We start from the raw sequence: 19846 nt of genomic DNA on the forward strand, positions 1-19846 counted from the left end.
TATGCTCCGGTCCGCATCGATCATCGACCAAACCGCCCGCATATCTCTTCAGATATCTATCAATGTCAAAGAGCGCGGAGACAAAATCAACCGGCATCGCCTCAATCCCTTGGGGCGCTACCTGCCAACCGTATCTCCAAAATTTCCTTCGCCGTCAGTCCCTTGCGAGCCTTTCCGGCGCCCCGTTGCGGTGTGTTCCGCTTCGGTGAGGCGGTATTTACGGATCACACCGGGGAGTCGCAAGTGCCTTTTTCAAAAAACTTTCGCTTTTCTCCGAAAAATCACTCAACACACTGAAATATCTACACTTTCTACACTACCGCAAATGCACTCAACTCACGCCAAAACAGCGCAGGGAAGAATCTTGCGCAAATCACCCACCCACGCGAAACCTCCTGCCAGGCATGCCCCAAGGGCACCCCGCAAACCAAACCGAGTCACCAACGAAATGAACGAAATCGGACAGCCATGAGGACGGCGAACACCCCGAGCCAGAGCCAACCCTCATTAGAGATGACCTTCATCTGCCAGAGGTAGTGGATCACACCCAGCGCGACGGCCGGATAGACCAGCATGTGAATCCGCCGCCACGTCTTGCCCAGCTTGCGGACCGAAGCGTTGTTCGAAGTGATCGCCAGCGGGATCAGCAGCACGAAGGCGGAGATGCCGAAGAAGAGGTAGGGGCGCTTGATCAGATCGCGCGCCGCCTGCCCCCAGAGCATGCCCATATCCAGCACCGCCCAGGCGATCAGGTGCAGCGCCACGTAGAAGAAGGCCAGCAAGCCAATCGCACGGCGATACTTGATCAGGTTGAGACCGAGGAACCGGCGCGCGGGCGTGATCGCCAGCCCGCCGATCAGGAACCACAAGGCGATCTTGCCCAGACGATGCTCGATCCCTTTCACGGGATCGACACCGATGCCGCCGGTCAGTGTCAGCCAGACCACCCATGCCAGCGGGATCAGCCCGGCGAGATAGACCAACCAGCTGGGCACGCGACGCAGCGCGGTGTTGATCGGGGCGGAGAGCGTTGCGCTGTTCATCAATAGTACTTCGCGAGGTCCATGCCCTTGTAGAGCTGCGCGACCTCTTCGCCGTAGCCGTTGAACATCAGCGTCTCCTGACGGCCTGCAAAGAGACCTGCGCCCACGCGCCGTTCGGTGGCCTGCGACCAACGCGGGTGATCCACCTTCGGGTTCACATTGGCATAGAAGCCGTATTCGCGCGGCTGCAACTTGTTCCAGGTCGTCGGCGGCTGCTTATCCGTGAGCGAAATCTTCACGATGCTCTTGATCGACTTGAACCCGTATTTCCACGGCACGATCAGACGGATCGGCGCGCCGTTCTGGTTTGGCATCTCTTCGTCATAGAGGCCGGTCGCCAGAATTGTCAGCGGGTTCATCGCCTCGTCGATGCGCAGGCCTTCGACATAGGGCCAGTCGATGCCGCCCTGTTTCTGGCCCGGCATCTGCTCGGGACGGTAGAGCGTCTGGAAGGCCACGTATTTCGCGGACGGCTGCACGCCGACGCGGTTCAGCAGGCTCGAAAGCTCGAACCCGATCCAAGGCACGACCATCGACCATGCCTCGACGCAGCGGAAGCGGTAGATGCGCTGTTCGAGCGTCACGGGCTTGAGGATATCGTCGAGCGGATAGGAGCCGGGCTTGTCGACCATGCCGTCGATCTCGATCGACCACGGGTCTGTCACCAGCTGACCCGCATACTGCGCGGGGTCGGACTTGTCCCAGCCGAACTCGTAGAAATTGTTGTAGGAGGTGATCTCCTTGAGGGTGTTCGGCTTGGCGTCGGTCGAGAATTTCGACGGTTTCGCGTCGATGCTGGCAAAGCTCGGTCCGGCGATCGAACCAAGTGCCATTGCCCCGGCACCCGCCATGATCTGGCGGCGGTTCAGGAAGTCGGCCTTGGGAGTCACATCGGCCCAGCTCGGGTCGGTTGGTCTCGTCTTGCGCATGGAAATCTCCTCTCTGCCCCTACATATGGAGCGGTGCCCGTCGCTTACACTTCGGAACTTACAGCGACATTGTTACCTCTAGGCACGTATAAAAATACGCGCCACTATCGAGACTGGATCAACGGGCGCCGCCAAGGCGCCCGATCGGGAGACAAGGGAGAGAGAGATGAAACGCTTCATCGGCGCCGCACTCGCGGCGGTCATCACCGTGGGCGCGAGCGCGGCAACGGCTCAGGAAGCCCACACCTGGACCACCGAAGACACGTTCGACAACGTCACCTTCGCGGTGCAGAACGCGATCATCGGGGCGGGGCTCGTGGTCGATCACGTCAGCCATACTGGTGATATGCTGGAACGCACGAAAGACGCCGTGGGCGGCACCAAGACGCTGTTCACCGGCGCGGACGTCTTCTCCTTCTGCTCGGCGCAGACCTCGCGCGAGGTCATGGAGGCGGACATCACCAACTTTCAGTTCTGCCCCTACACGATCTTCGTCTACCAGACCCCCGAGGACACCGATCACGTGACCGTCGGCTTCCGCTCCTACGAGCAGGAATCAATGCAACCGGTGACCGATCTTCTGACCGGGATCGTCAAAGATGCGCTGATGCTCGACTGACCGATATATAGCCCGCGTGCGCACTCGCGCGCGCGAGCGCTCCGCTCAACTCGCGCCTCGCTCGGCCCGCGCCTCCAGCTGGCTCTTGCGGACATGGCGGATCACCTCGACCAGCAGCGCGGTCAGAAGCCCCACGTTCAGCAGCCCGTTCGCCGCGGCCATCCCGCCAAGGATGCGCCATTGATGGGTCAGCAGAATGTCGCCATAGCCCAGCGTTGTAAAACTCACGAGCGAGAAATAGACCGACTGCTCCATCGTGTGGAACACGCCGAGGAGGCGGAAGCAGAAAGCCCAGAGCCAGACGCCGGCAGTGACCATCGCCAAGGCCCAGAGCGCGGCGACGACGACCATCAGCATCAGTTTCGGACGGTGCGGCTCGCGCAGCATCCACCAGTGCAGCCGCGCGAATGTCGCCTCGATCGCCCAGGCGCTGAGCGCGGCGATGCATACGGTCAAGAGCATCATCACCGAACCGATCGCGATCTGAATGGTCATGGGCGTCTCCTCCTGCCCTAGCTATTTCGCGCCGCCGCACCCACGTCAAGCGCAGCGGTGCCGCACTGGACACAGCCGCTTGCCTGCCCTATCTCGATGCGACCATGGCAAAGCATTCAGACCCCAATTCCAAGCTGATCGCCGAGAACCGGCAGGCCCGTTATCACTACGCCGTCCAGGATACTCTGGAGGCGGGCATCGTGCTGCAAGGCTCAGAGGTGAAATCGATGCGCGTCGGGCAGACGAACATCGCGGAAAGCTATGCCTCCGTCGAGGATGGCGAATTGTGGCTGATCAACTCTTATATCGCGAGCCTGAACCAGGCCTCGCATTTCGGCCATGAGGAGCGCCGCAAGCGCAAACTGCTCGTGTCGAAGCGCGAACTTTCACGTCTTTGGAATGCGACCCAGCGCGAGGGAATGACCATCGTGCCGCTGAAGATGTACTTCAACGAGAAGGGCATCGCGAAGATCCTGATCGGTATCGCGAAGGGCAAGAAACAGGCCGATAAGCGCGAAACAGAGGCGAAACGCGACTGGAACCGCCAGAAACAGCGCCTTCTCAAGCAGAATTACTAGGGACACAGGGCGGATTTGCCCGCCCTGCCCTTGCGTCTTGCGCACCGCTGAGTCTAAGCAATCCCGACCGGCAAAAGAGGCGCATGACGATGGATGACCCGAAAACGCTCGTATCGACGGATTGGCTCGCAGCCCATCTGAAGGATCCCGACCTGCGCATTCTGGACGCGTCGTGGTTCCTGCCGCAGATGGAGCGAGATGCAAAGGCGACCTACGAGGCCAAGCATATCCCCGGCGCGCGTTTCTTCGACATCGACGAAATCTCCGACAACCGCTCGGACCTGCCGCATATGGCGCCGCCGCCCGAGAAATTCATCTCGCGGATGCGCGCGATGGGCGTGGGCGACGGCCATCAGGTCGTGATCTACGACCAGCACTCCGTCTTCTCCGCGCCGCGCGTCTGGTGGACCTTCCGCCTGATGGGCAAGACGGATGTGGCGGTCCTCGATGGCGGGCTGCCGAAATGGGAGGCCGAAGGCCGTCCGCTCGAAGACATGCCGCCGATGGTCCGCGACCGTCACATGACGGTGCAGCGCCAGTCCGGTCTGGTGAAGGACGTCACACAAGTCGCTCATGCCAGCAAGCTTGGCGATCACGAGATCATCGACGCGCGCCCGAACGATCGCTTCCTCGGCAACGGCACCGAGCCGCGCCCGGGACTGCGTTCGGGTCACATCCCCGGCTCGCGCAACCTGCCCTTCGGCGAACTGCTGACCCCCGAGGGCACCTTCAAATCCCCCGACGAGATCAAGGCCCTGTTCGAGGCCGCCGGTGTCGACCTGTCGAAGCCCGCGATCACGACCTGCGGCTCCGGCGTCAGCGCCGCGATTCTCGCGCTCGCGCTCGAGATCATCGGCAAGTCGGACTGGTCGCTCTATGACGGGTCCTGGTCGGAATGGGGCATGTATAACGACCTCAAGGTCGCAACGGGAGAAGCATGATGCTGAACAATCTCAAGCCGCAGGCGCCGGACAAGATCCTCGCGCTGATGGAAGAATACCGCGCCGATGAGCGCGACCAGAAGGTCGATCTCGGCGTCGGCGTCTACAAGAACGCCGAAGGTGAAACCCCGATCATGCGCGCCGTCCACAAGGCGGAAAAGCAGGTCTGGGAAAACGAGACCACCAAGAAATACGCGGGCCTCGCCGGCCAGCCGGAATTCCACGCGGCGATGGCCGAGATGGTTCTGGGCAAGGGCTACCCGACCGACCGTCTGGCCTGCCTGTCGACCGTGGGCGGCACCGGCGCCTGCCGCATGGGCTTCGAGCTTGCGCGGATGGCGAATCCCGACACCAAGATCTGGGTCTCCGATCCGACCTGGCCGAACCACCTCTCTATCCTGAAATTCATGGATCAGGACTTCACCACCTATCGCTACTTCGATTCCGAGACCCGCTCGGTCGATTTCGACGCGATGATTGAAGACCTGAAGGGCGCCAAGGAAGGCGACATCGTGCTGCTGCACGGCTGCTGCCACAACCCGACCGGGGCGAACCTGACGCTCGAGCAATGGGGCAAGGTCGCCGATCTGCTTCAGGAAACCGGCGCCGTGCCGATGATCGACCTCGCCTATCAGGGCTTCGGGGACGGTCTGGAAGCGGATGCGGCAGGCACCCGCCTGATCGCCGAGCGTCTGCCGGAAGTGCTGATTGCGGCGTCGTGCTCGAAGAACTTCGGCATCTATCGCGAGCGCACCGGCTGCCTGATGGTTCTGGGCTCGGAAGAGACCAAGAAGACCGTGCAGGGCAACCTAGCCTATCTCAACCGTCAGACCTACTCCTTTCCGCCCTATCACGGGCAGGCGCTCGTCACCCGCGTGCTCACCGATCCCGAACTGCGCGCCGATTGGGAAGCCGAGCTGGAAGATGTCCGCACCGGCATGCTGGAACTGCGCCAGCAACTCGCGGACGAGTTGCGCAAGCTGTCGAACTCGGACCGCTTCGACTTCGTGGCAGAGCATCGCGGCATGTTCTCGCGCCTTGGCGCCACGCCCGAGCAGGTCGCCGCGATGAAGGAAGGCAACGCGATCTACATGGTCGGCGACTCGCGGATCAACATCGCGGGGCTGAACAAGAACAGCGTGCCGCTGCTGGCCCGCGCACTGATCGACGCAGGCGTCTAAGCACCTACCACAGAATAGAAATTCAAAACGGCGGCCCCTTCGGGTCGCCGTTTTTCGTAGCGGAATTTTCCGCCTTGCGCCCTTGAAATAATAAGCAGGCTCATAATATAGAGGCTTACTTTAATTTCAACGGAGCTCCGGATGCCCGATCAGAGCCTAGGTTTTCTCCTGCACGACGCGACGCGGTTGATCCGCCGTCGCTTCGAGGCACGCGCCAACGAATTCGGCCTGACCACCGCGCAGTGGCGGCTGCTCGTCTACCTCAAGAAGGAAGGCGCGCTGGCGCAGGCCCGGCTGGCCGAGCTGCTCGAGATCGAACCGATTTCGGTCTCGCGCCTCGTCGACCGCATGGAAGAAGCCGACTGGGTCTGCCGCAAAGCTGATCCGAATGATCGCCGCGTCAAGCTCGTGCACCCTTCGGTCAAGGCGCGCAACGCCTTTGAGGATGCGCGCTCGATCGCGGACGACATCTATGAACAGGCGCTGGCCGGGTTGAGCGATGACGAAATCGCGACCGCATTGAACACCCTGCGCCAGATCATCCGTAACCTCTCCGAAGACACCTCCTCCACGTCAGAGACACATCATGAGTGACCAGAACCCGACCGCCGAGAGCGCGGAAACCCAATCGAAACAGAAACAGAAGAAGGGGCCGAAATTCTGGCTCCTCATTCTCGTGCCCGCCCTGATCGTACTGGGTGGCGCGTGGTACTGGCTCAGCGCCGGTGGCTCGCAAAGCACCGCCAACGCCAATTATCAGATGGCGCGAATCCCGGTAGCCTCGCAGATCTCGGGCCGCGTGACCGAGGTGTTCGTGCATGACAACGAGCACGTAGAGAAAGGCGCGCCGCTGTTCCAGATCGACAAGAAACCCTACGAGCTGGCACTGGCCAAGGCGCAGGCCGCGCTCTCGCAAGCCCGCCTGCAGGTCGAGCAGCTGCGCGCCTCCTACAAGGCCGCGCTCGCCGACGAGAAACAGGCTGCCGACAATGCCGCCTATCAGGAGAAACAGCTCGCCCGTCAGGAGAAGCTGATCAAATCCGGCACCACCACGCAGCAGGCGCTCGACCAGCAGCGCACGGCCACGCAAGCCGCGCAGAACACGCTGGCCGCCGCCAAGCAGAAGGTGGCCTCAGCCAAGGTCGCCCTCGACGGCAATCCCGAGATCCCGGTCGACGAACACCCCTCGGTGAAATCGGCGATCGTGGCGGTGAACGATGCCAAATACAATCTCTCGCAGACCGAGGTCGATGCGCCCACCGACGGCATCATCTATCAGGCCGCCTCCTTCAAGGCGGGCGAGATGGTCGGCGCGGGGACAAGCCTCTTCACGCTGGTCGACACCAGCGATGTCTGGGTGATCGCGAACTTCAAGGAAACCGCGCTGACCCACATGCAAGAAGGCCAGTCGGCCACCGTCGAATTCGACGCTTTCCCCGATCGCGAATATCACGCGACGGTCGAGGCCGTCGGCGCAGGCACCGGGGCGGAGTTCTCGATCCTTCCGGCGCAGAACGCGACCGGCAACTGGGTGAAAGTGACGCAACGCGTGCCGGTGCGCCTGCGGCTCGACGATGGCGCAAACCTCGATGGCCTGCGCGCGGGTCTCTCGGCCAGCGTCACCGTCGATACCGCCTCGCAACCGCGCTACAAGCGTATCCTCGACAAGGCCAACAGCTCGGCCGCCGTGGCGGGCACGACCGAACAGGGGCAGTAAGCCATGGCTGACGCCGCCGAAAAGGAACCCAAGGGAATCGACCCGCATAACGTCCCGCATCGCGCGCTGATCATGGCGTCGCTGATGCTGGCGGTGATCATGCAGGTGCTCGATACCACCATCGCGAACGTGGCCCTGCCCGACATGCGCGCCGATCTCGGCGCGTCGCGCGACACGATCAACTGGGTGCTGACCTCCTATATCGTGGCCGCGGCCATCGTGACGCCGCTGTCGGGCTGGCTCGCCAATCGCTTCGGGCGGCGCGAGATCTTCATGGTCGCGGTGATCGGCTTCGTGGTTTTCTCGATGCTCTGCGGGATCGCGTGGTCGCTCGACGTGATGGTGATCTTCCGCCTCATGCAGGGCGTGTTCGGTGCGGCCATCGTGCCGCTCGCGCAGAACTTCATGCTCGACATCAACCCGCGCGAGAAGCACGGGCAGGCGATGGCGATGTTCGGCGCGGGCATCATGCTCGGCCCGATCATCGGCCCGACGCTCGGCGGTTACCTGACCGAGGTGATCAACTGGCGCTGGGTATTCTACATCAACGTGCCGCTCGGCATGATCGCCATCGCGGGGTCGCTCTTCTTCCTGCCTGAAACGCCCAAGAAGAAGATCGGCTTCGACTTCTTCGGCTTCGCGGCGCTGGCGGTGGCGATCGGCGCGCTGCAGATGATGCTCGACCGGGGCTCCGATCTCGACTGGTTCGCCTCGCGCGAAATCTGGATCGAGGCGGCGCTAGCGATCAGCGGGTTCTGGGTCTTCATCGTCTGGATTCTCAGCGCGAAAAAGCCCTTCCTCGAACCGAAGATGTTCCTCGACCGCAACCTCTCGATGGGGCTGCTGTTCATCTTCGTGATCGGGATCATCCTGCTCGCCTCGCTGGCGCTGCTGCCGCCGATGCTGTCGAATATCTTCGGCTATCCGACGCTGACGACGGGCTTGGTGATGTCCCCGCGCGGGGTCGGGGCGATGATCATGATGCTGCTGATCGGGCGGCTGGTGAAGGTCATCGACCTCCGCATCCTCGTGGTCGTCGGGCTGTCCTTCACTGCCTACTCGCTGCACATGATGTCGACCTTCTCGCCGCAGATGGGTCCGAAATGGATCATCGTCTCAGGCGTGATCCAGGGCTTCGGGCTGGGCTCGGTCTTCGTGCCGATCTCGACGCTGGCCTTTGCCACGCTCGACCCCAAGTACCGCGGCGACGGCACGGCGCTGTTCTCGCTGCTGCGCAATATCGGCTCGTCCATCGGGATTTCGATCGTGACCGCGCTGCTGACGCACAACATCGCGGTGAACCATGCCGAGATCGTCTCTGCGATCAATCCGCAGAACCTTTCGGGCGTGATGAACGGTGCAGGCAGCATCTCGAGAGAGGCCGCGCTCGAGGTGCTCAACAACCTCGCGACGCAACAGGCGGCGATGATCTCTTACGTGGACGATTTCAAGTTCATGATGTGGGTCACACTCGCGGCCATCCCGCTGGTCTTCTTCCTGCGCAAGCCGGATTACCAGAACAGAGGCGGACAGCAGACGCAACAAGGCGCTCCGGTCACCGAGTAAGCCGACATCAGACGCAATGGAAAAAGGCCCGGGATCGCTCCCGGGCCTTTCGCTTGTCTTGGATGCGGCGTCTTAGTTGACGAACTCCGGATAGGCTTCCATGCCGAGTTCCGCCTTGTCGAGACCCATCATCTCGTCCTCGGCCGGAGCGCGGATGCCCATGACGGCTTTGAGGATGAACCAGATGATTGCCGAGACCACGAAGACGAAGATGCCGACGATGATGATCGAGACGATCTGACCGTAGAAGGTGCCGTCGGGGTTGGTGATCGGAACCGCCAGCGTGCCCCAGATACCCGCGCCGAGGTGGACCGGGATGGCGCCCACGACGTCGTCGATCTTCAGCTTGTCGAGCATCGGAACCAGCAGGACCACGATGATACCGCCGATCGCGCCGATGATAGTCGCAGCACCGAGGCTCGGGGTCAGCGGCTCGGCCGTGATCGACACGAGGCCAGCCAGAGCGCCGTTGAGAACCATGGTCAGATCCGGCTTCTTGTAGAGGATCTGGGTCAGGATCAGCGCAGCGATCGCGCCACCGGCTGCTGCGGTGTTGGTGTTGGCGAAGATGCGCGAGATATCGGCGACGTTGCCCACGGTGTTCATGTAGAGCTGCGAACCGCCGTTGAAGCCGAACCAGCCGAGCCACAGAATGAAGGTACCGAGCGTGGCGAGCGTCAGGTTCGAACCGGGCATCGCCTGGACCTTGCCGTCCTTGTACTTGCCGATGCGCGGGCCGAGGATCAGAGCACCAGCGAGAGCTGCCCAGCCACCGACCGAGTGCACGACGGTCGAGCCGGCGAAGTCGAGGAAGCCGAAATCGGCGTCAAGGAAGCCACCGCCCCATTTCCACGAAGCCTGGATCGGGTAGATGAAGCCCGTGAGGATCACGGTGAAGATCAGGAACGGCCACAGCTTGATGCGCTCGGCCAGGGTACCCGAAACGATCGACGCCGTGGTGGCGCAGAACATCAGCTGGAAGAAGAAGTCCGAACCGACCGAGGCGTAGGTCAGGTCGACCGAATCCGCGCCGACGCCGACAGGCTCGAGCGAGGTCGTCGAGAAAGCGCCGAGCACGCCGTTGATCGACCAGCCGTCGCCCGGATACATCAGGTTGTAGCCGATCAGATAGTACATGATCGCCGCGATCGCGAAGAGCGCGATGTTCTTGAGCGACTGCATGGTCACGTTCTTCGAGCGCACGAGGCCAGCCTCGAGCATCGAGAAGCCCGCGCCCATCCACATCACCAGAAAACCGGTGACGAGGAACATGAAAGTGTTCAGGATGAAGCCGATCTCGTTGGCCGGCGGATCCATCGCCGCAGGCGCGGCGGCATCCTGGGCCAGCGCCGGCAGAGCCACCGCGGTCAGTGCGACCGCAAGGCCGGTGATTTTCGAAAGCTTGTTCATTTTCCTACTTTCCCCTGTCGCGTCTTAAAGCGCGTCGTCATTGGTTTCGCCGGTGCGCACGCGAACCGCCTGCCCGACATCGAGAACGAAGATCTTGCCGTCGCCGATCTTGTCGGTCTTCGCGGCTTTCATGATCGTGTCGACCACCTCGTCGGCGAGGCCGTCAGCGACCACGATCTCCAGTTTGACCTTCGGCACGAAGTTCACGGCGTATTCGGCGCCACGATAGATTTCCGTGTGACCCGACTGGGCACCGAAGCCTTTGATCTCGGTCACCATCATTCCGCGTACGCCGATGGTGGTGAGCGCCTCGCGCACCTCCTCCAGCTTGAACGGCTTGATTGCTGCAATGATGAGTTTCACCTGACATCCCTTCCTTGTTCAGCCCTTTCGATGCCCGCTTGGCGACATCGCACGGTGATAAGAGGCCCTCTGCGCCCCTTTCGCACAAGGAAACGAGGTTCCGTCCGACTGGCAGATTCAGCGGATTCCGGCCCTAATTTGCACAATTTGTGCGCGTTGCCTAATTTTTAGCCACATTGCAAATCTGAAACGTGATTTTTCGCGGGTCCACATCTCGGGTCGGCCCGTGTAGATTGCGCGAAATTAAAACGCAGGCAGCGGAACAGGCAGATGACTCAGAAAGGCGGAGGGCGCGGGCGCCTCGTGGCCGACAAACGCTATTCCTCTTCGAAGCAGAAACCCAAGGCATCGAAACCCGCCAAGCCGCGCAAGACCGCGCGCCGTGGCGGCGGCGGCGGTGGCAAGCCTCCCCGGCGGCACGGACCGGTCACCGGCCTGATCATCGGCCTCGCGCGGCTGATCTGGCGCGTGATCTGGGGAATCGGCTGGCGACTCGCGATGATCGTCGCGCTCGTGGTGGGCGCGGCGACCCTGTATTTCTACTCGACCCTGCCAGACTACACGAAGCTGCTCGACGGCCGCACGCGCGGCTCGGTCACTATGCTCGACGATCAGGGCAAGGTCTTCGCCTGGCGCGGCGAAACCTTCGGCGGGCAGATCGACGCGAAGAACGTCTCCCCCTATCTGCGCGACGCCGTGGTCGCGACCGAGGACCGCCGCTTCTACCATCATTTCGGCATCTCGCCGCGCGGCATCGCCTCGGCGATGGCCATCAACATGCGCGAAGGGCGTGGCCCGTTTGACGGCAACGGTGGCTCGACCATCACGCAGCAGACCGCCAAGCTTCTCTGCCTCGGCGTGAAGTTCGACCCGAAGAAGTGGAAGAACGAAGCCGCCTACGAAAACGACTGCCGGTCGGGCGGTCTGCGCCGCAAGATCAAGGAAGTCCCTTACGCCTTCGCGCTGGAGCTGAAATACTCCAAGGACGAAATCCTCTCGATCTATCTCAACCGCGCCTATCTCGGGGCCGGCGCGCGTGGCTTCGAGGCCGCGTCCGAGCGCTATTTCGGCATCTCGGCAGCGAATGTCGATCCGCAGCAGGCTGCAATGTTGGCGGGCCTTCTGAAAGCGCCGAGCTACTACGCCCCGACCTCCAGCCTGAAGCGCTCGCAGGAGCGGGCCGCGACCGTGCTCAGCCTGATGCATGAGCAGGGCTACCTGACGGATCGTCAATATCTGGACGCGAAGAACAACCCCGCGACGCTGAGCCAAGCGGCGCAGAAACGCGCAGGCGGCTATTTCGCGGATTGGGTGATGGACACCATCCCCGACTTCCTGTCGCGCGACACGACCGAGGACGTGGTCATCAACACCACGCTCGATCAGCGCATCCAGTCTGCCGCCGAAGACGCGATGAAATCGGTCTACGAGAACAAGGTCTCGAAGGGGTCAAAAGCCGAGTCCGCGATCGTCGTGATGAGCGCGGATGGCGCCGTGCGGGGCATGGTTGGCGGTCGGGCCACGAAGGTCTCGGGAGCGTTCAACCACGCCACGATGGCGCAACGCCAGACCGGCTCGACATTCAAGCCCTTCGTCTACGCGACCGCGCTAGATCTGGGCTACACGCCGGATTCGATGGTCGATGACGCGCCGGTCACGGTGAAGATGCCCGGCTCGCCCGATTGGAGCCCGCGCAACTACGAGCGCAGCTACATGGGGCCGATCACGCTGACGACCGCACTGGAGCATTCGGTGAACGTCGCGACCGTGCGCGTCTCCGAGGCCGTTGGCCGTGAGAACGTCATCAAGGTCGCGGAAGGCCTCGGATTCGCGCAGGACCTGCCGAACCTGCCCTCGGTGGCGCTCGGCGTCGGGGAATCGGACTTGCTCGACATGACGGGGGCCTATGCTGGAATCCTCAACGGCGGCTCCTCGGTGCAACCCTATGGCCTGACCTCGCTGACACTGAAGGGCGACGACCAACCGCTCTTCGGCAAACCCGGCGGGATCGGTGAGCGGGTAATCTCGCAAAAAGCCGCACAGGAGCTGACCTACATGATGCGCCAGGTCGTGCTGCACGGCACCGGCCGCCGCGCCAATATCGACGGCTACGAGATCGCGGGCAAGACCGGCACCACGCAGAGCGCCCGCGATGCCTGGTTCATCGGGTTCACCTCCGACTACGTGGTCGGCGTCTGGATGGGCAATGACGACAACTCGCCGCTGAAAGGCACCACCGGAGGCGGCCTGCCCGCCGAGATCTTCCACGAGACGATGAAGCGCGTGCTCGACGGCGAAGATCCCAAGCCGCTGCCGATGGCCCATCCGGGCGACTGGCAGGTGCCGGATCAGCAATATCAGGGCCAAAACCAGAGTGCGGGGCAAGCCCCTGCCCAGCGACAGCCGCAACGGCAACGCCGCGACCCGTCTCAGTCGATCCTGAACGAGCTGCTCAACATCTTCGGCAGCAACTGAGCGAGCAGACCCGAAAAAGAAGAACGCCCGGACCGCTGGCCCGGGCGTTCTTCTTTTCGACAGGCGCTCAGCCGGGCCGAAACCCGAACCGCTTACCCGGCCCGCTTCAAGTCCTCGATCATCGCGTCGATATTGCCGCGGCGCCGGTCGAGCATCGCACCGATCTCCGCACGCTCGGAGGCGAGCATATTCACCCCTTCGACGATCAGGTTGAAGAACTTGTCGCTGCCCGAGCGATCGGAGACCTGCCACAGCACCTCGAACGGCGCCTGCCCCGGCAAGCTCGCGAGCGTCTTGACCTCGTAGAAGGTCTTGACCGGACGCGCGCCCTGTATCTGGAACTTCGCCCCCTGAAACTCTCGGAAGCGCTTGCCGTATTTGCGCGAGAGATAGCCCTGGAACGCCTTTGTGAAGGCCGAGAGCTGCGCCGGGCTCGCCTGCCGCGCCGCGACACCCAGCGCCGAGCGCGCGATGACGTTCACATCGGCATATCTCGCGAAAATCCGCTCGAACATCGCGTAGAGGGCGGAACCGGTGCGACCAGAAGCGATGGCCGCATTTACATCGTTCACCGCTTTCTGGATCAGCGACCGCGCCTGTGCATCCGTCAGCGCGAAAGCCGACTCCGGCAACAGCGCCGCCGCGACACCCGCCGCGCCGAGGCCCAGAACATGTCGCCTACTGCGGCAGTAAGTCTTCGTAGGGATCGTAGGCATTCGCATCGCTGGCCTCCTCGCCGTTGAGTTCGTAGCGCCGGTTCTGCAGATACAGAAGCCGACTCTGGGCATAGCTGTCGGCACTATCGTACAGGATCGAATCGACAGTCGTGCCATACGTGTCGCGCTTCGCGATCTTGCCGCCGAAGCGCAGCGCGCCCGCGGCGATCCGCTCCTTGTCAGGCAGTGCGTTCAGCGGATCGATCACGAAATCGACCACCATCCCGACCGTATCGCGCGTCGTGGACGGGCCGAAGATCGGCAATTCCTGGTAATTTCCTTCGCCCACGCCCCAGACATGCAGCGTCTCGCCGAAATCGGTATCCGTCTCGGGCAGCGAAAAATCAGTCCCCGCCGGGTCGAAGATGCCGCCCAGCCCGATCGTCGAGTTGATGAAGAAGCGGAAAGTGTTCTTCACGGCCGGCTCGGGGCGCCCTTGCAGGAGCGAGTTGAGCACTTTGCCCGGAAGGCTGAGATTGCTGCCGACGTTATAAAGCGTCTTCGTGAGCGGACCGGGCGGGCTCGTATCGGCTGGATCGCCCCGGAAGAACGTCGAATCAAGCTGCTTGTTGAACGCGTGGGTCTTGCGATTGGTGGCCTCGTAGGGGTCGTGAATACCCGTTGCGGGCGGTGCAGGCGCGCAGGCGGCCATCCCCAGCGCGAGCGCCGCAATCAAAGCCACCGCAGGCCGTAGCGCGCGCGGACGCGCCGAAGCTCTTTGTTCCATCCACTGCGCCAAAGTCGCTCCCCCTTCGTTGCGGCTTCAGTCCTGAAATAGATAGAGCGCATCCGGCCTTGTCGCAACGCGAGACACGCAGAACTCCGGAGTTCCGGACCCGTTCGATAGAATTGAACGAAAAAGATCGAGGGAATTAACGCCCTGTTCAGCGCGCGTGCGCCACTCTCGACATGCGCGGCGCTCCAAGCAGCGCCCCCATCTCGGGGAGGGCACGATGCCATATTCCAACACCGAAGAAGCGGTCATCAAACGCAACATCATCAAGGGCCGACGCGAAATGGCCCGCCTGCTGCGCGGGGTGCGTGGGCAATTTGCACTGGTCGCGATATTCGCCGCCTTCATCAATGTACTCGTTCTCGCCGGGCCCCTGTTCATGTTGCAGGTCTACGACCGCGTGCTGCCCGCACGGTCGCTGCCGACGCTGATCAACCTGTTCCTGCTGGTGGCCTTTCTGTTCATGATGATGGGCGTGCTCGATTGGGCACGGGGCCGCCTGCTCGCCCGGATCGGCGCGGATCATCAGCGCGGCCTCGAAAGGCGCGTGTTCGACGCCGCCATCGTCGACGCGACGGTCAGCACGCAGGAGCGGTCGTCCAACAACGCCCTGCGCGATCTGGAAATTCTACAGCGTTACTATGCCTCCCCAGTCGCGGCAGCGGTTTTCGATCTGCCCTGGACGCCGCTCTATCTCGGGGTGCTGTTCGTCTTCCATCCCTGGCTCGGCGCATTGGCTTTCGCCGGGGGCGCCGCACTGATCCTGCTTTCATTCGCGACGCAATTCGTCACGCGCGCGCGGCTGGATGAGACGGCGCAGCTGGAGAACAAGGCCCGCTACCTGGGAAACGACTTTCTTCGACAGATCGAAACCATCGTTTCGCTTGGCATGCGCGAAAGCGGTTTCAAGCGCTGGCAGGCGGCGCGGCACGAATCCATGAACAACGCAATTCACACCACGGATGTCAGCGGCAGCTTCCACGCCGTGATGCGCGCCCTGCGGCTGCTCCTGCAAACCTCGATGCTCGCCCTCGGCGCCTACCTGGTACTGCAGGGTGAGGTGAGCGCCGGGGCGATGGTCGCAGCCTCGATCCTGATGGGCCGTGCGCTCGCGCCGGTCGAACTCGCCGTGGGCGGCTGGACGCAATGGCAGGGCGCCAGCCTTGCTCGCGACCGGCTGGCCGCCCTTCTCGGCGCCCACCCGCCGGAGCGAAAGGGCTCCGAATGGATCACGCCGAAGCCCCAGCTCACCGTGGAAGGCCTCACCATTCGCCATGCGACGTCCGACCGCGCGACGCTCGACATGATCAGCTTCTCACTCGAACCCGGCGAAGCCCTCGGGGTGATCGGTCCGCTCGGTGCGGGCAAATCAGTTCTCGCGCGCAGCCTGTGCAACTTCCACCGTCCCAGCGCCGGCACGATCCGCCTCGACGATGTGCCGCTCGACCAATACGACCGCGACAACCTCGGGCGGCTGATCGGTTATCTGCCGCAATCGATCTCCTTTTTCCCCGGCACGGTAGCCGAGAATATCGCCCGGCTCGATCCAGCGCCGGACAAGGACCGGGTCATCGCCGCCGCAAAACGTGCTGGCGCGCACCAGATGATTCTCAAACTGCCCGCCGGATATGACACGCCGATCGAGTTCGAGGGAGCATCGCTTTCCGATCGTCAGCGCCAGCTCGTCGCGCTTTCGCGCGCGCTCTATCACGATCCGATACTCCTCGTTCTCGACGAGCCCAACCTGTTGTTGAACGGTGATGCCGGGCCGGGCCTGCAGGCGATGCTGAGCGATCTGAAAGCGCATGGCGGCGCGGCGATCGTGATGACCAACAGTCCCGGGGCACTCGCTGAATGCGACCGTATCCTTGTGCTCGATCGAGGTGCGCAGCGCGCGCTCGGCGCGCGCGACGACGTTCTCAAGCGCATGATAGCCTCGGCCACCAAATCCCGTGTTGTGCCCGCCGCGGACAGTGCGGCGTGAGTGACGCGGACGTCCCTTCAGGACAGGAGAGCCGACGCCAGGCCTCTTCGCTCCATCGCGTTCCGATCGGCTGCGGTCTCGCGGCGATCGTCGCCTTGTTCATCGGATGCGCCATATGGCTGACCTTCACGCGGCTCGCCGGACTGATCCAAGCCTCGGGCCGCATCGAAGTCGATAGTTCCCGACACGTGATCGAGCATCCGACGGGTGGGATCATCGATAAAGTCTACGTCAAAAGCGGCGATCACGTCACCCGCGGCCAAGTGCTTATACGGCTCGATGCGGATGATATCCGCACCGAGCTGGCTATCGTGGAAGCCTCGGAGTACGCGGTTCAGGCCCAGCGGGCGCGTCTGCAGGCCGAACGAGACGGGACCGAAAGGATCGCTTATCCGGCAAGCCTGTGGGAGGCGGCCAAGCACCGCGAAGATGTCGCGAAGCTGGTCGAGGGGCAGAAGGCTATTTTCGAGGCCCGCAAACAATCTTTCGCCCAGCAACGCGCGGATATGGCGCGGCAGATCCAGCAAATCAGCGCCCAGCGCGACGGAATCGACACTCAGGTCTCGGCCTTGGAACGCGAGGAGCGATTGATCGAAAAGGAACTGTCCCTCCGCGAACGGCTAAAGGATCGTGGACTTGCGACCTCGGCGCAAATCCTCGCCCTCACCCGCGAACAGGTTTCGCTGGAGCGACAACTCGGCGCGCTGCGCGCCCAGAAAACGCAACTTACGGTGCAAAGCGGCGGCGTGGTACTCACCGCGTCGCGGCTGCAGTCGCAACGACGGGAGGAAATCGAATCGCAACTCGAGTCCCGCAACGCCCGTGCCATCGAACTCTCGGCGCGCGCGACCCATCTGCGCCGCGAACTGGCGCGGCGCACCCTGCGCGCCCCGGTCAACGGCACGGTGCACGACGTACGTCTGCGCGGCGCGCACGCGGTGCTGCGCCCGGCGGAAATGGCGATGGCGATCGTCGAAACCGGACGGCCGCTTGTTATCAATGCCAGGATCGATCCGATCAACGTCGATGGCGTCGCAGCGGGCCAGAGCGCGATCCTGCGCTTCCCCGGTTTGTCGCGGCGAATATCCAGCGATTTGATCGGAAAGCTCACCCGGATTTCCCCCGATACTCTGACCGACCCGGTGACGGGGGAGAGCTATTATCAAGTGCAGGTCACCTTCGACCTTGGGCAGCTCGACACGGAGGAAAGCTCCCTCTTGGTTCCCGGGATGCCCACAGAGGTCTTCCTGCAAACCGAGCCGGTCTCGCCGATCCGCTACCTGCTCAGCCCCTTCCTCGATTTCTTCGCACTTGGGGGAGCGGCAGGATGAAGGTTCGCCCCGACACGGTCACAACCGATCGAGCAAGGCGCGCGTCGGCCAACCGTCCGCAGGCAGTCCAAGCTTTTCCTGCGCCGTCTGGACTGCGTTACGAGTGTTCGCGCCAAGGATGCCGTCCACCGCACCCACGTCATAGCCCTTCGCAACGAGTTTTTGCTGCAGCCGCTTCATCTGCGCCACGCTCAGTCCCGGTTCCGGCGCGCCGGGATCGAGGCGCGGCGCTCCTTCGAGGCGTGTGGCAAAATAGGCCGCGCTGGTGACGTAGACGAAGCTCTTGTTCCACTCGAACAGCACGCGGAAATTCGGATAGACGATAAAGGCGGGCCCCTTGCGCCCCATCGGCAAAAGGACCGATCCGCGCAGGCTGCTGGCAAGCTGCCCTTGCCGCGCACGCACCCCGCGTGCCTTCCAATCGGAGACCGGCAATTCAGTCGTCAGCCCGGTTTTGGACCAATCAAGATCGTCAGGCACCGTGACCTCTTGCATCCACGGCTCGTTCGGCCGCCAACCCATATCGCGCAGCATATTCGCTCCCGACATCAGCGCATCGGGGGCGGACGTCTTCAGGCGCACATGCCCATCGCCATCGCCGTCGACACCGTTGCGGAGGATGTCGTCCGGCAGCATCTGCACCTGCCCGATTTCTCCCGCCCAGGCACCGGTGGTTCGCTGGGGATCGAAATCGCCGCGCCGGAAAAGCTTGCCCGCAGCGATCACCTGCGGGCGGAACAGCGCGGGCCGACGGCAATCATGGGCCAGCGTCAGAAGCGCGTCGCGGGTGTTGAAATCGCCCTGCACCGCGCCGTAATCCGTCTCGAGCGCCCAGAACGCCAGCAGCACCCCGCGCGAGATGCCATAGGTCTGCTCCATCCGGTCGAAGGTCTTCGCATAGCGCTTGGCGTTCTTTGCCCCGTTAACCATCCGATTCTTGCTGATCACCGCGCTCGCAAATTCGAGGAATGTCTTGCGAAACACCCCTTGCGCCCGGTCCGCCCGCAGCACGGCCGGGCTCTGCCGCGCACCGGCGAGGAACGCATCAGCCTGTTGCGCGTTCAGTCCAGCCGACTGCAGATCGCTGCGAATTCCGGACAGGAAACCGGACCAGCTCCCGCCGCACTGCGCATGGGCCAAGCCGGGGGTGAGCATGGGCGAGAAAGCGAGGGTCAGAATGAGCAAAGCCTTACGCATGGGAGCCTCCGGGTTGCGCGGTTACCCTCAACGCTATCTTGGGCGACCCAGAGCGACAACCCGATGGGCCAGCCGTGCAAGCCGTTGCAATTTCAGCACTCTTCGCAGACGCAGCATCGGATCATCTAAATGGTTAACTTGCTTTTTACATTGGTGTGATCAGCATGGAGCATGGGGAAGCTGTTGGAGGATGTCATGGAATTCCTGCCCAAGGAGGTCCTTGAAGGACTGCGCGCCGCGCAGAAGCGCGATGCGGCGAAAAAGGCGCGCCTGCGGGTTCTCGCGGGCGGCCAGATCTGGCCGGTGCTGCGCCGGGTTCCAGGCGGATTCGCGTTGGACGCGGACGAGGTCACGCATCTGCGCGGTCATGTCGATCTTTACGACGGCGAGACCCATGTCGCGACTTGCCTGATCGTGGCGTCGGAGATTCAGGGACATGAGTTGATCTGCACCGTGAAGCGGGAAACCGCGGTCAGCGATCGCGCAGCGCTGGACTTCGTGCAGGAAGCGCCGACGCTCTCGGGCTACCTGACGAAGCTCTGAGCGAGCTAGAGATTTCAAAGGAAAG

Annotated in this window: 20 protein-coding genes; 12 read left to right on the top strand and 8 right to left on the bottom strand. The window is 62.8% G+C overall.

The annotated features are described in order from the left end of the window. Positions 1–297 (top strand): hypothetical protein (locus B6V75_RS18780; protein ID WP_206198490.1); only part of this gene is annotated, 297 nt, incomplete at its 5' end. Positions 298–437: 140 nt separating this feature from the next. Here the strand turns inward: B6V75_RS18780 and msrQ are convergent. Together msrQ and msrP are read right to left on the bottom strand one after the other, a co-directional pair. After that, positions 438–1043, bottom strand: coding sequence for a protein-methionine-sulfoxide reductase heme-binding subunit MsrQ (msrQ, locus tag B6V75_RS11355; protein ID WP_088719781.1), 606 nt, complete (start codon positions 1041–1043; stop codon positions 438–440). Beyond that, positions 1043–1972, bottom strand: coding sequence for a protein-methionine-sulfoxide reductase catalytic subunit MsrP (gene msrP, locus B6V75_RS11360; protein ID WP_088719782.1), 930 nt, complete (start codon positions 1970–1972; stop codon positions 1043–1045). The genes msrQ and msrP overlap by 1 nt, the downstream gene beginning before the upstream one ends. A gap of 166 nt (positions 1973–2138) precedes the next feature. Between msrP and B6V75_RS11365 the strand changes: the two genes are divergently transcribed. Beyond that, positions 2139–2591 (top strand): DUF302 domain-containing protein, encoded by a 453-nt coding sequence (locus B6V75_RS11365; protein ID WP_075775446.1) that lies wholly within the window; start codon positions 2139–2141, stop codon positions 2589–2591. Between the two features lie 45 nt (positions 2592–2636). On the opposite strand, the gene B6V75_RS11370 is transcribed toward B6V75_RS11365, so the two are convergent. Next, entirely contained in the window at positions 2637–3086 is a 450-nt protein-coding gene (locus B6V75_RS11370) for an ion channel (RefSeq protein WP_075775445.1), read from the bottom strand. Between the two features lie 104 nt (positions 3087–3190). Here B6V75_RS11370 and smpB point away from each other — a divergent pair, with 104 nt between their 5' ends. From smpB to B6V75_RS11400, 6 genes are all read left to right on the top strand, one after another. Then, a complete protein-coding gene (gene smpB / locus B6V75_RS11375) occupies positions 3191–3664 on the top strand; it encodes an SsrA-binding protein SmpB (RefSeq protein ID WP_075775444.1) in 474 nt (157 codons plus the stop codon). An 83-nt stretch (positions 3665–3747) separates the two neighbouring features. Next, positions 3748–4605: a 3-mercaptopyruvate sulfurtransferase gene (gene sseA / locus B6V75_RS11380; RefSeq protein ID WP_088719783.1), complete on the top strand. Its 858-nt coding sequence runs from the start codon at positions 3748–3750 to the stop codon at positions 4603–4605. Then, positions 4605–5786, top strand: a complete 1182-nt coding sequence (locus B6V75_RS11385; RefSeq protein ID WP_088719784.1) for an amino acid aminotransferase — start codon at positions 4605–4607, stop codon at positions 5784–5786. The genes sseA and B6V75_RS11385 overlap by 1 nt, the downstream gene beginning before the upstream one ends. A 141-nt stretch (positions 5787–5927) precedes the next feature. Next, positions 5928–6380 carry a MarR family transcriptional regulator gene (locus B6V75_RS11390; RefSeq protein WP_075775442.1) on the top strand — a complete coding sequence of 151 codons (453 nt, stop codon included), beginning with the start codon at positions 5928–5930 and terminating at the stop codon, positions 6378–6380. After that, positions 6373–7503, top strand: a complete 1131-nt coding sequence (locus B6V75_RS11395) for an HlyD family secretion protein (protein WP_075775441.1) — start codon at positions 6373–6375, stop codon at positions 7501–7503. The genes B6V75_RS11390 and B6V75_RS11395 overlap by 8 nt, the downstream gene beginning before the upstream one ends. A gap of 3 nt (positions 7504–7506) precedes the next feature. Further along, the gene (locus B6V75_RS11400) at positions 7507–9069 is read left to right on the top strand and encodes a DHA2 family efflux MFS transporter permease subunit (protein WP_088719785.1); all 1563 of its coding nucleotides are present in this window, start codon (positions 7507–7509) and stop codon (positions 9067–9069) included. A gap of 72 nt (positions 9070–9141) precedes the next feature. On the opposite strand, the gene B6V75_RS11405 is transcribed toward B6V75_RS11400, so the two are convergent. Beyond that, on the bottom strand, positions 9142–10479 hold the full coding sequence (locus tag B6V75_RS11405) for an ammonium transporter (RefSeq protein WP_088719786.1): 1338 nt from the start codon (positions 10477–10479) through the stop codon (positions 9142–9144). Between the two features lie 24 nt (positions 10480–10503). Continuing rightward, entirely contained in the window at positions 10504–10842 is a 339-nt protein-coding gene (locus B6V75_RS11410) for a P-II family nitrogen regulator (protein ID WP_075775438.1), read from the bottom strand. 270 nt (positions 10843–11112) lie between these two features. Between B6V75_RS11410 and B6V75_RS11415 the strand changes: the two genes are divergently transcribed. Continuing rightward, positions 11113–13317 (top strand): transglycosylase domain-containing protein, encoded by a 2205-nt coding sequence (locus B6V75_RS11415; protein ID WP_088719787.1) that lies wholly within the window; start codon positions 11113–11115, stop codon positions 13315–13317. Positions 13318–13409: 92 nt separating this feature from the next. On the opposite strand, the gene B6V75_RS11420 is transcribed toward B6V75_RS11415, so the two are convergent. Together B6V75_RS11420 and B6V75_RS11425 are read right to left on the bottom strand one after the other, a co-directional pair. Then, the gene (locus tag B6V75_RS11420) at positions 13410–14033 is read right to left on the bottom strand and encodes an ABC transporter substrate-binding protein (RefSeq protein WP_088719788.1); all 624 of its coding nucleotides are present in this window, start codon (positions 14031–14033) and stop codon (positions 13410–13412) included. After that, the gene (locus B6V75_RS11425) at positions 13996–14760 is read right to left on the bottom strand and encodes a VacJ family lipoprotein (RefSeq protein ID WP_088719789.1); all 765 of its coding nucleotides are present in this window, start codon (positions 14758–14760) and stop codon (positions 13996–13998) included. Before B6V75_RS11425 ends, B6V75_RS11420 begins: the two co-directional genes overlap by 38 nt. A gap of 226 nt (positions 14761–14986) precedes the next feature. On the opposite strand from B6V75_RS11425, the gene B6V75_RS11430 reads away from it, so the two are divergent. Next, positions 14987–16750, top strand: a complete 1764-nt coding sequence (locus B6V75_RS11430) for a type I secretion system permease/ATPase (RefSeq protein WP_088719790.1) — start codon at positions 14987–14989, stop codon at positions 16748–16750. Then, entirely contained in the window at positions 16747–18081 is a 1335-nt protein-coding gene (locus B6V75_RS11435; protein ID WP_168174473.1) for an HlyD family type I secretion periplasmic adaptor subunit, read from the top strand. The genes B6V75_RS11430 and B6V75_RS11435 overlap by 4 nt, the downstream gene beginning before the upstream one ends. An 18-nt stretch (positions 18082–18099) precedes the next feature. On the opposite strand, the gene B6V75_RS11440 is transcribed toward B6V75_RS11435, so the two are convergent. Further along, positions 18100–19278: a lytic murein transglycosylase gene (locus tag B6V75_RS11440; RefSeq protein ID WP_088719792.1), complete on the bottom strand. Its 1179-nt coding sequence runs from the start codon at positions 19276–19278 to the stop codon at positions 18100–18102. A gap of 171 nt (positions 19279–19449) precedes the next feature. Here B6V75_RS11440 and B6V75_RS11445 point away from each other — a divergent pair, with 171 nt between their 5' ends. Beyond that, positions 19450–19821 (top strand): hypothetical protein, encoded by a 372-nt coding sequence (locus B6V75_RS11445; RefSeq protein WP_075775432.1) that lies wholly within the window; start codon positions 19450–19452, stop codon positions 19819–19821. Positions 19822–19846: the final 25 nt, after the last annotated feature.

It is taken from the genome of Thioclava sp. F1Mire-8 (assembly GCF_002213165.1).
GTDB lineage: Bacteria > Pseudomonadota > Alphaproteobacteria > Rhodobacterales > Rhodobacteraceae > Thioclava > Thioclava nitratireducens.

Excerpts from the sequence above, each read along its gene's own strand:
- msrQ (WP_088719781.1), bottom strand. The coding sequence starts at position 1,043 with ATGAACAGCGCAACGCTCTCCGCCCCGATCAACACCGCGCTGCGTCGC.
- msrP (WP_088719782.1), bottom strand. The coding sequence starts at position 1,972 with ATGCGCAAGACGAGACCAACCGACCCGAGCTGGGCCGATGTGACTCCC.
- B6V75_RS11365 (WP_075775446.1), top strand. The coding sequence starts at position 2,139 with ATGAAACGCTTCATCGGCGCCGCACTCGCGGCGGTCATCACCGTGGGC.
- B6V75_RS11370 (WP_075775445.1), bottom strand. The coding sequence starts at position 3,086 with ATGACCATTCAGATCGCGATCGGTTCGGTGATGATGCTCTTGACCGTA.
- smpB (WP_075775444.1), top strand. The coding sequence starts at position 3,191 with ATGGCAAAGCATTCAGACCCCAATTCCAAGCTGATCGCCGAGAACCGG.
- sseA (WP_088719783.1), top strand. The coding sequence starts at position 3,748 with ATGACGATGGATGACCCGAAAACGCTCGTATCGACGGATTGGCTCGCA.
- B6V75_RS11385 (WP_088719784.1), top strand. The coding sequence starts at position 4,605 with ATGCTGAACAATCTCAAGCCGCAGGCGCCGGACAAGATCCTCGCGCTG.
- B6V75_RS11390 (WP_075775442.1), top strand. The coding sequence starts at position 5,928 with ATGCCCGATCAGAGCCTAGGTTTTCTCCTGCACGACGCGACGCGGTTG.
- B6V75_RS11395 (WP_075775441.1), top strand. The coding sequence starts at position 6,373 with ATGAGTGACCAGAACCCGACCGCCGAGAGCGCGGAAACCCAATCGAAA.
- B6V75_RS11400 (WP_088719785.1), top strand. The coding sequence starts at position 7,507 with ATGGCTGACGCCGCCGAAAAGGAACCCAAGGGAATCGACCCGCATAAC.
- B6V75_RS11405 (WP_088719786.1), bottom strand. The coding sequence starts at position 10,479 with ATGAACAAGCTTTCGAAAATCACCGGCCTTGCGGTCGCACTGACCGCG.
- B6V75_RS11415 (WP_088719787.1), top strand. The coding sequence starts at position 11,113 with ATGACTCAGAAAGGCGGAGGGCGCGGGCGCCTCGTGGCCGACAAACGC.
- B6V75_RS11420 (WP_088719788.1), bottom strand. The coding sequence starts at position 14,033 with ATGCCTACGATCCCTACGAAGACTTACTGCCGCAGTAGGCGACATGTT.
- B6V75_RS11425 (WP_088719789.1), bottom strand. The coding sequence starts at position 14,760 with ATGGAACAAAGAGCTTCGGCGCGTCCGCGCGCGCTACGGCCTGCGGTG.
- B6V75_RS11430 (WP_088719790.1), top strand. The coding sequence starts at position 14,987 with ATGCCATATTCCAACACCGAAGAAGCGGTCATCAAACGCAACATCATC.
- B6V75_RS11440 (WP_088719792.1), bottom strand. The coding sequence starts at position 19,278 with ATGCGTAAGGCTTTGCTCATTCTGACCCTCGCTTTCTCGCCCATGCTC.
- B6V75_RS11445 (WP_075775432.1), top strand. The coding sequence starts at position 19,450 with ATGGGGAAGCTGTTGGAGGATGTCATGGAATTCCTGCCCAAGGAGGTC.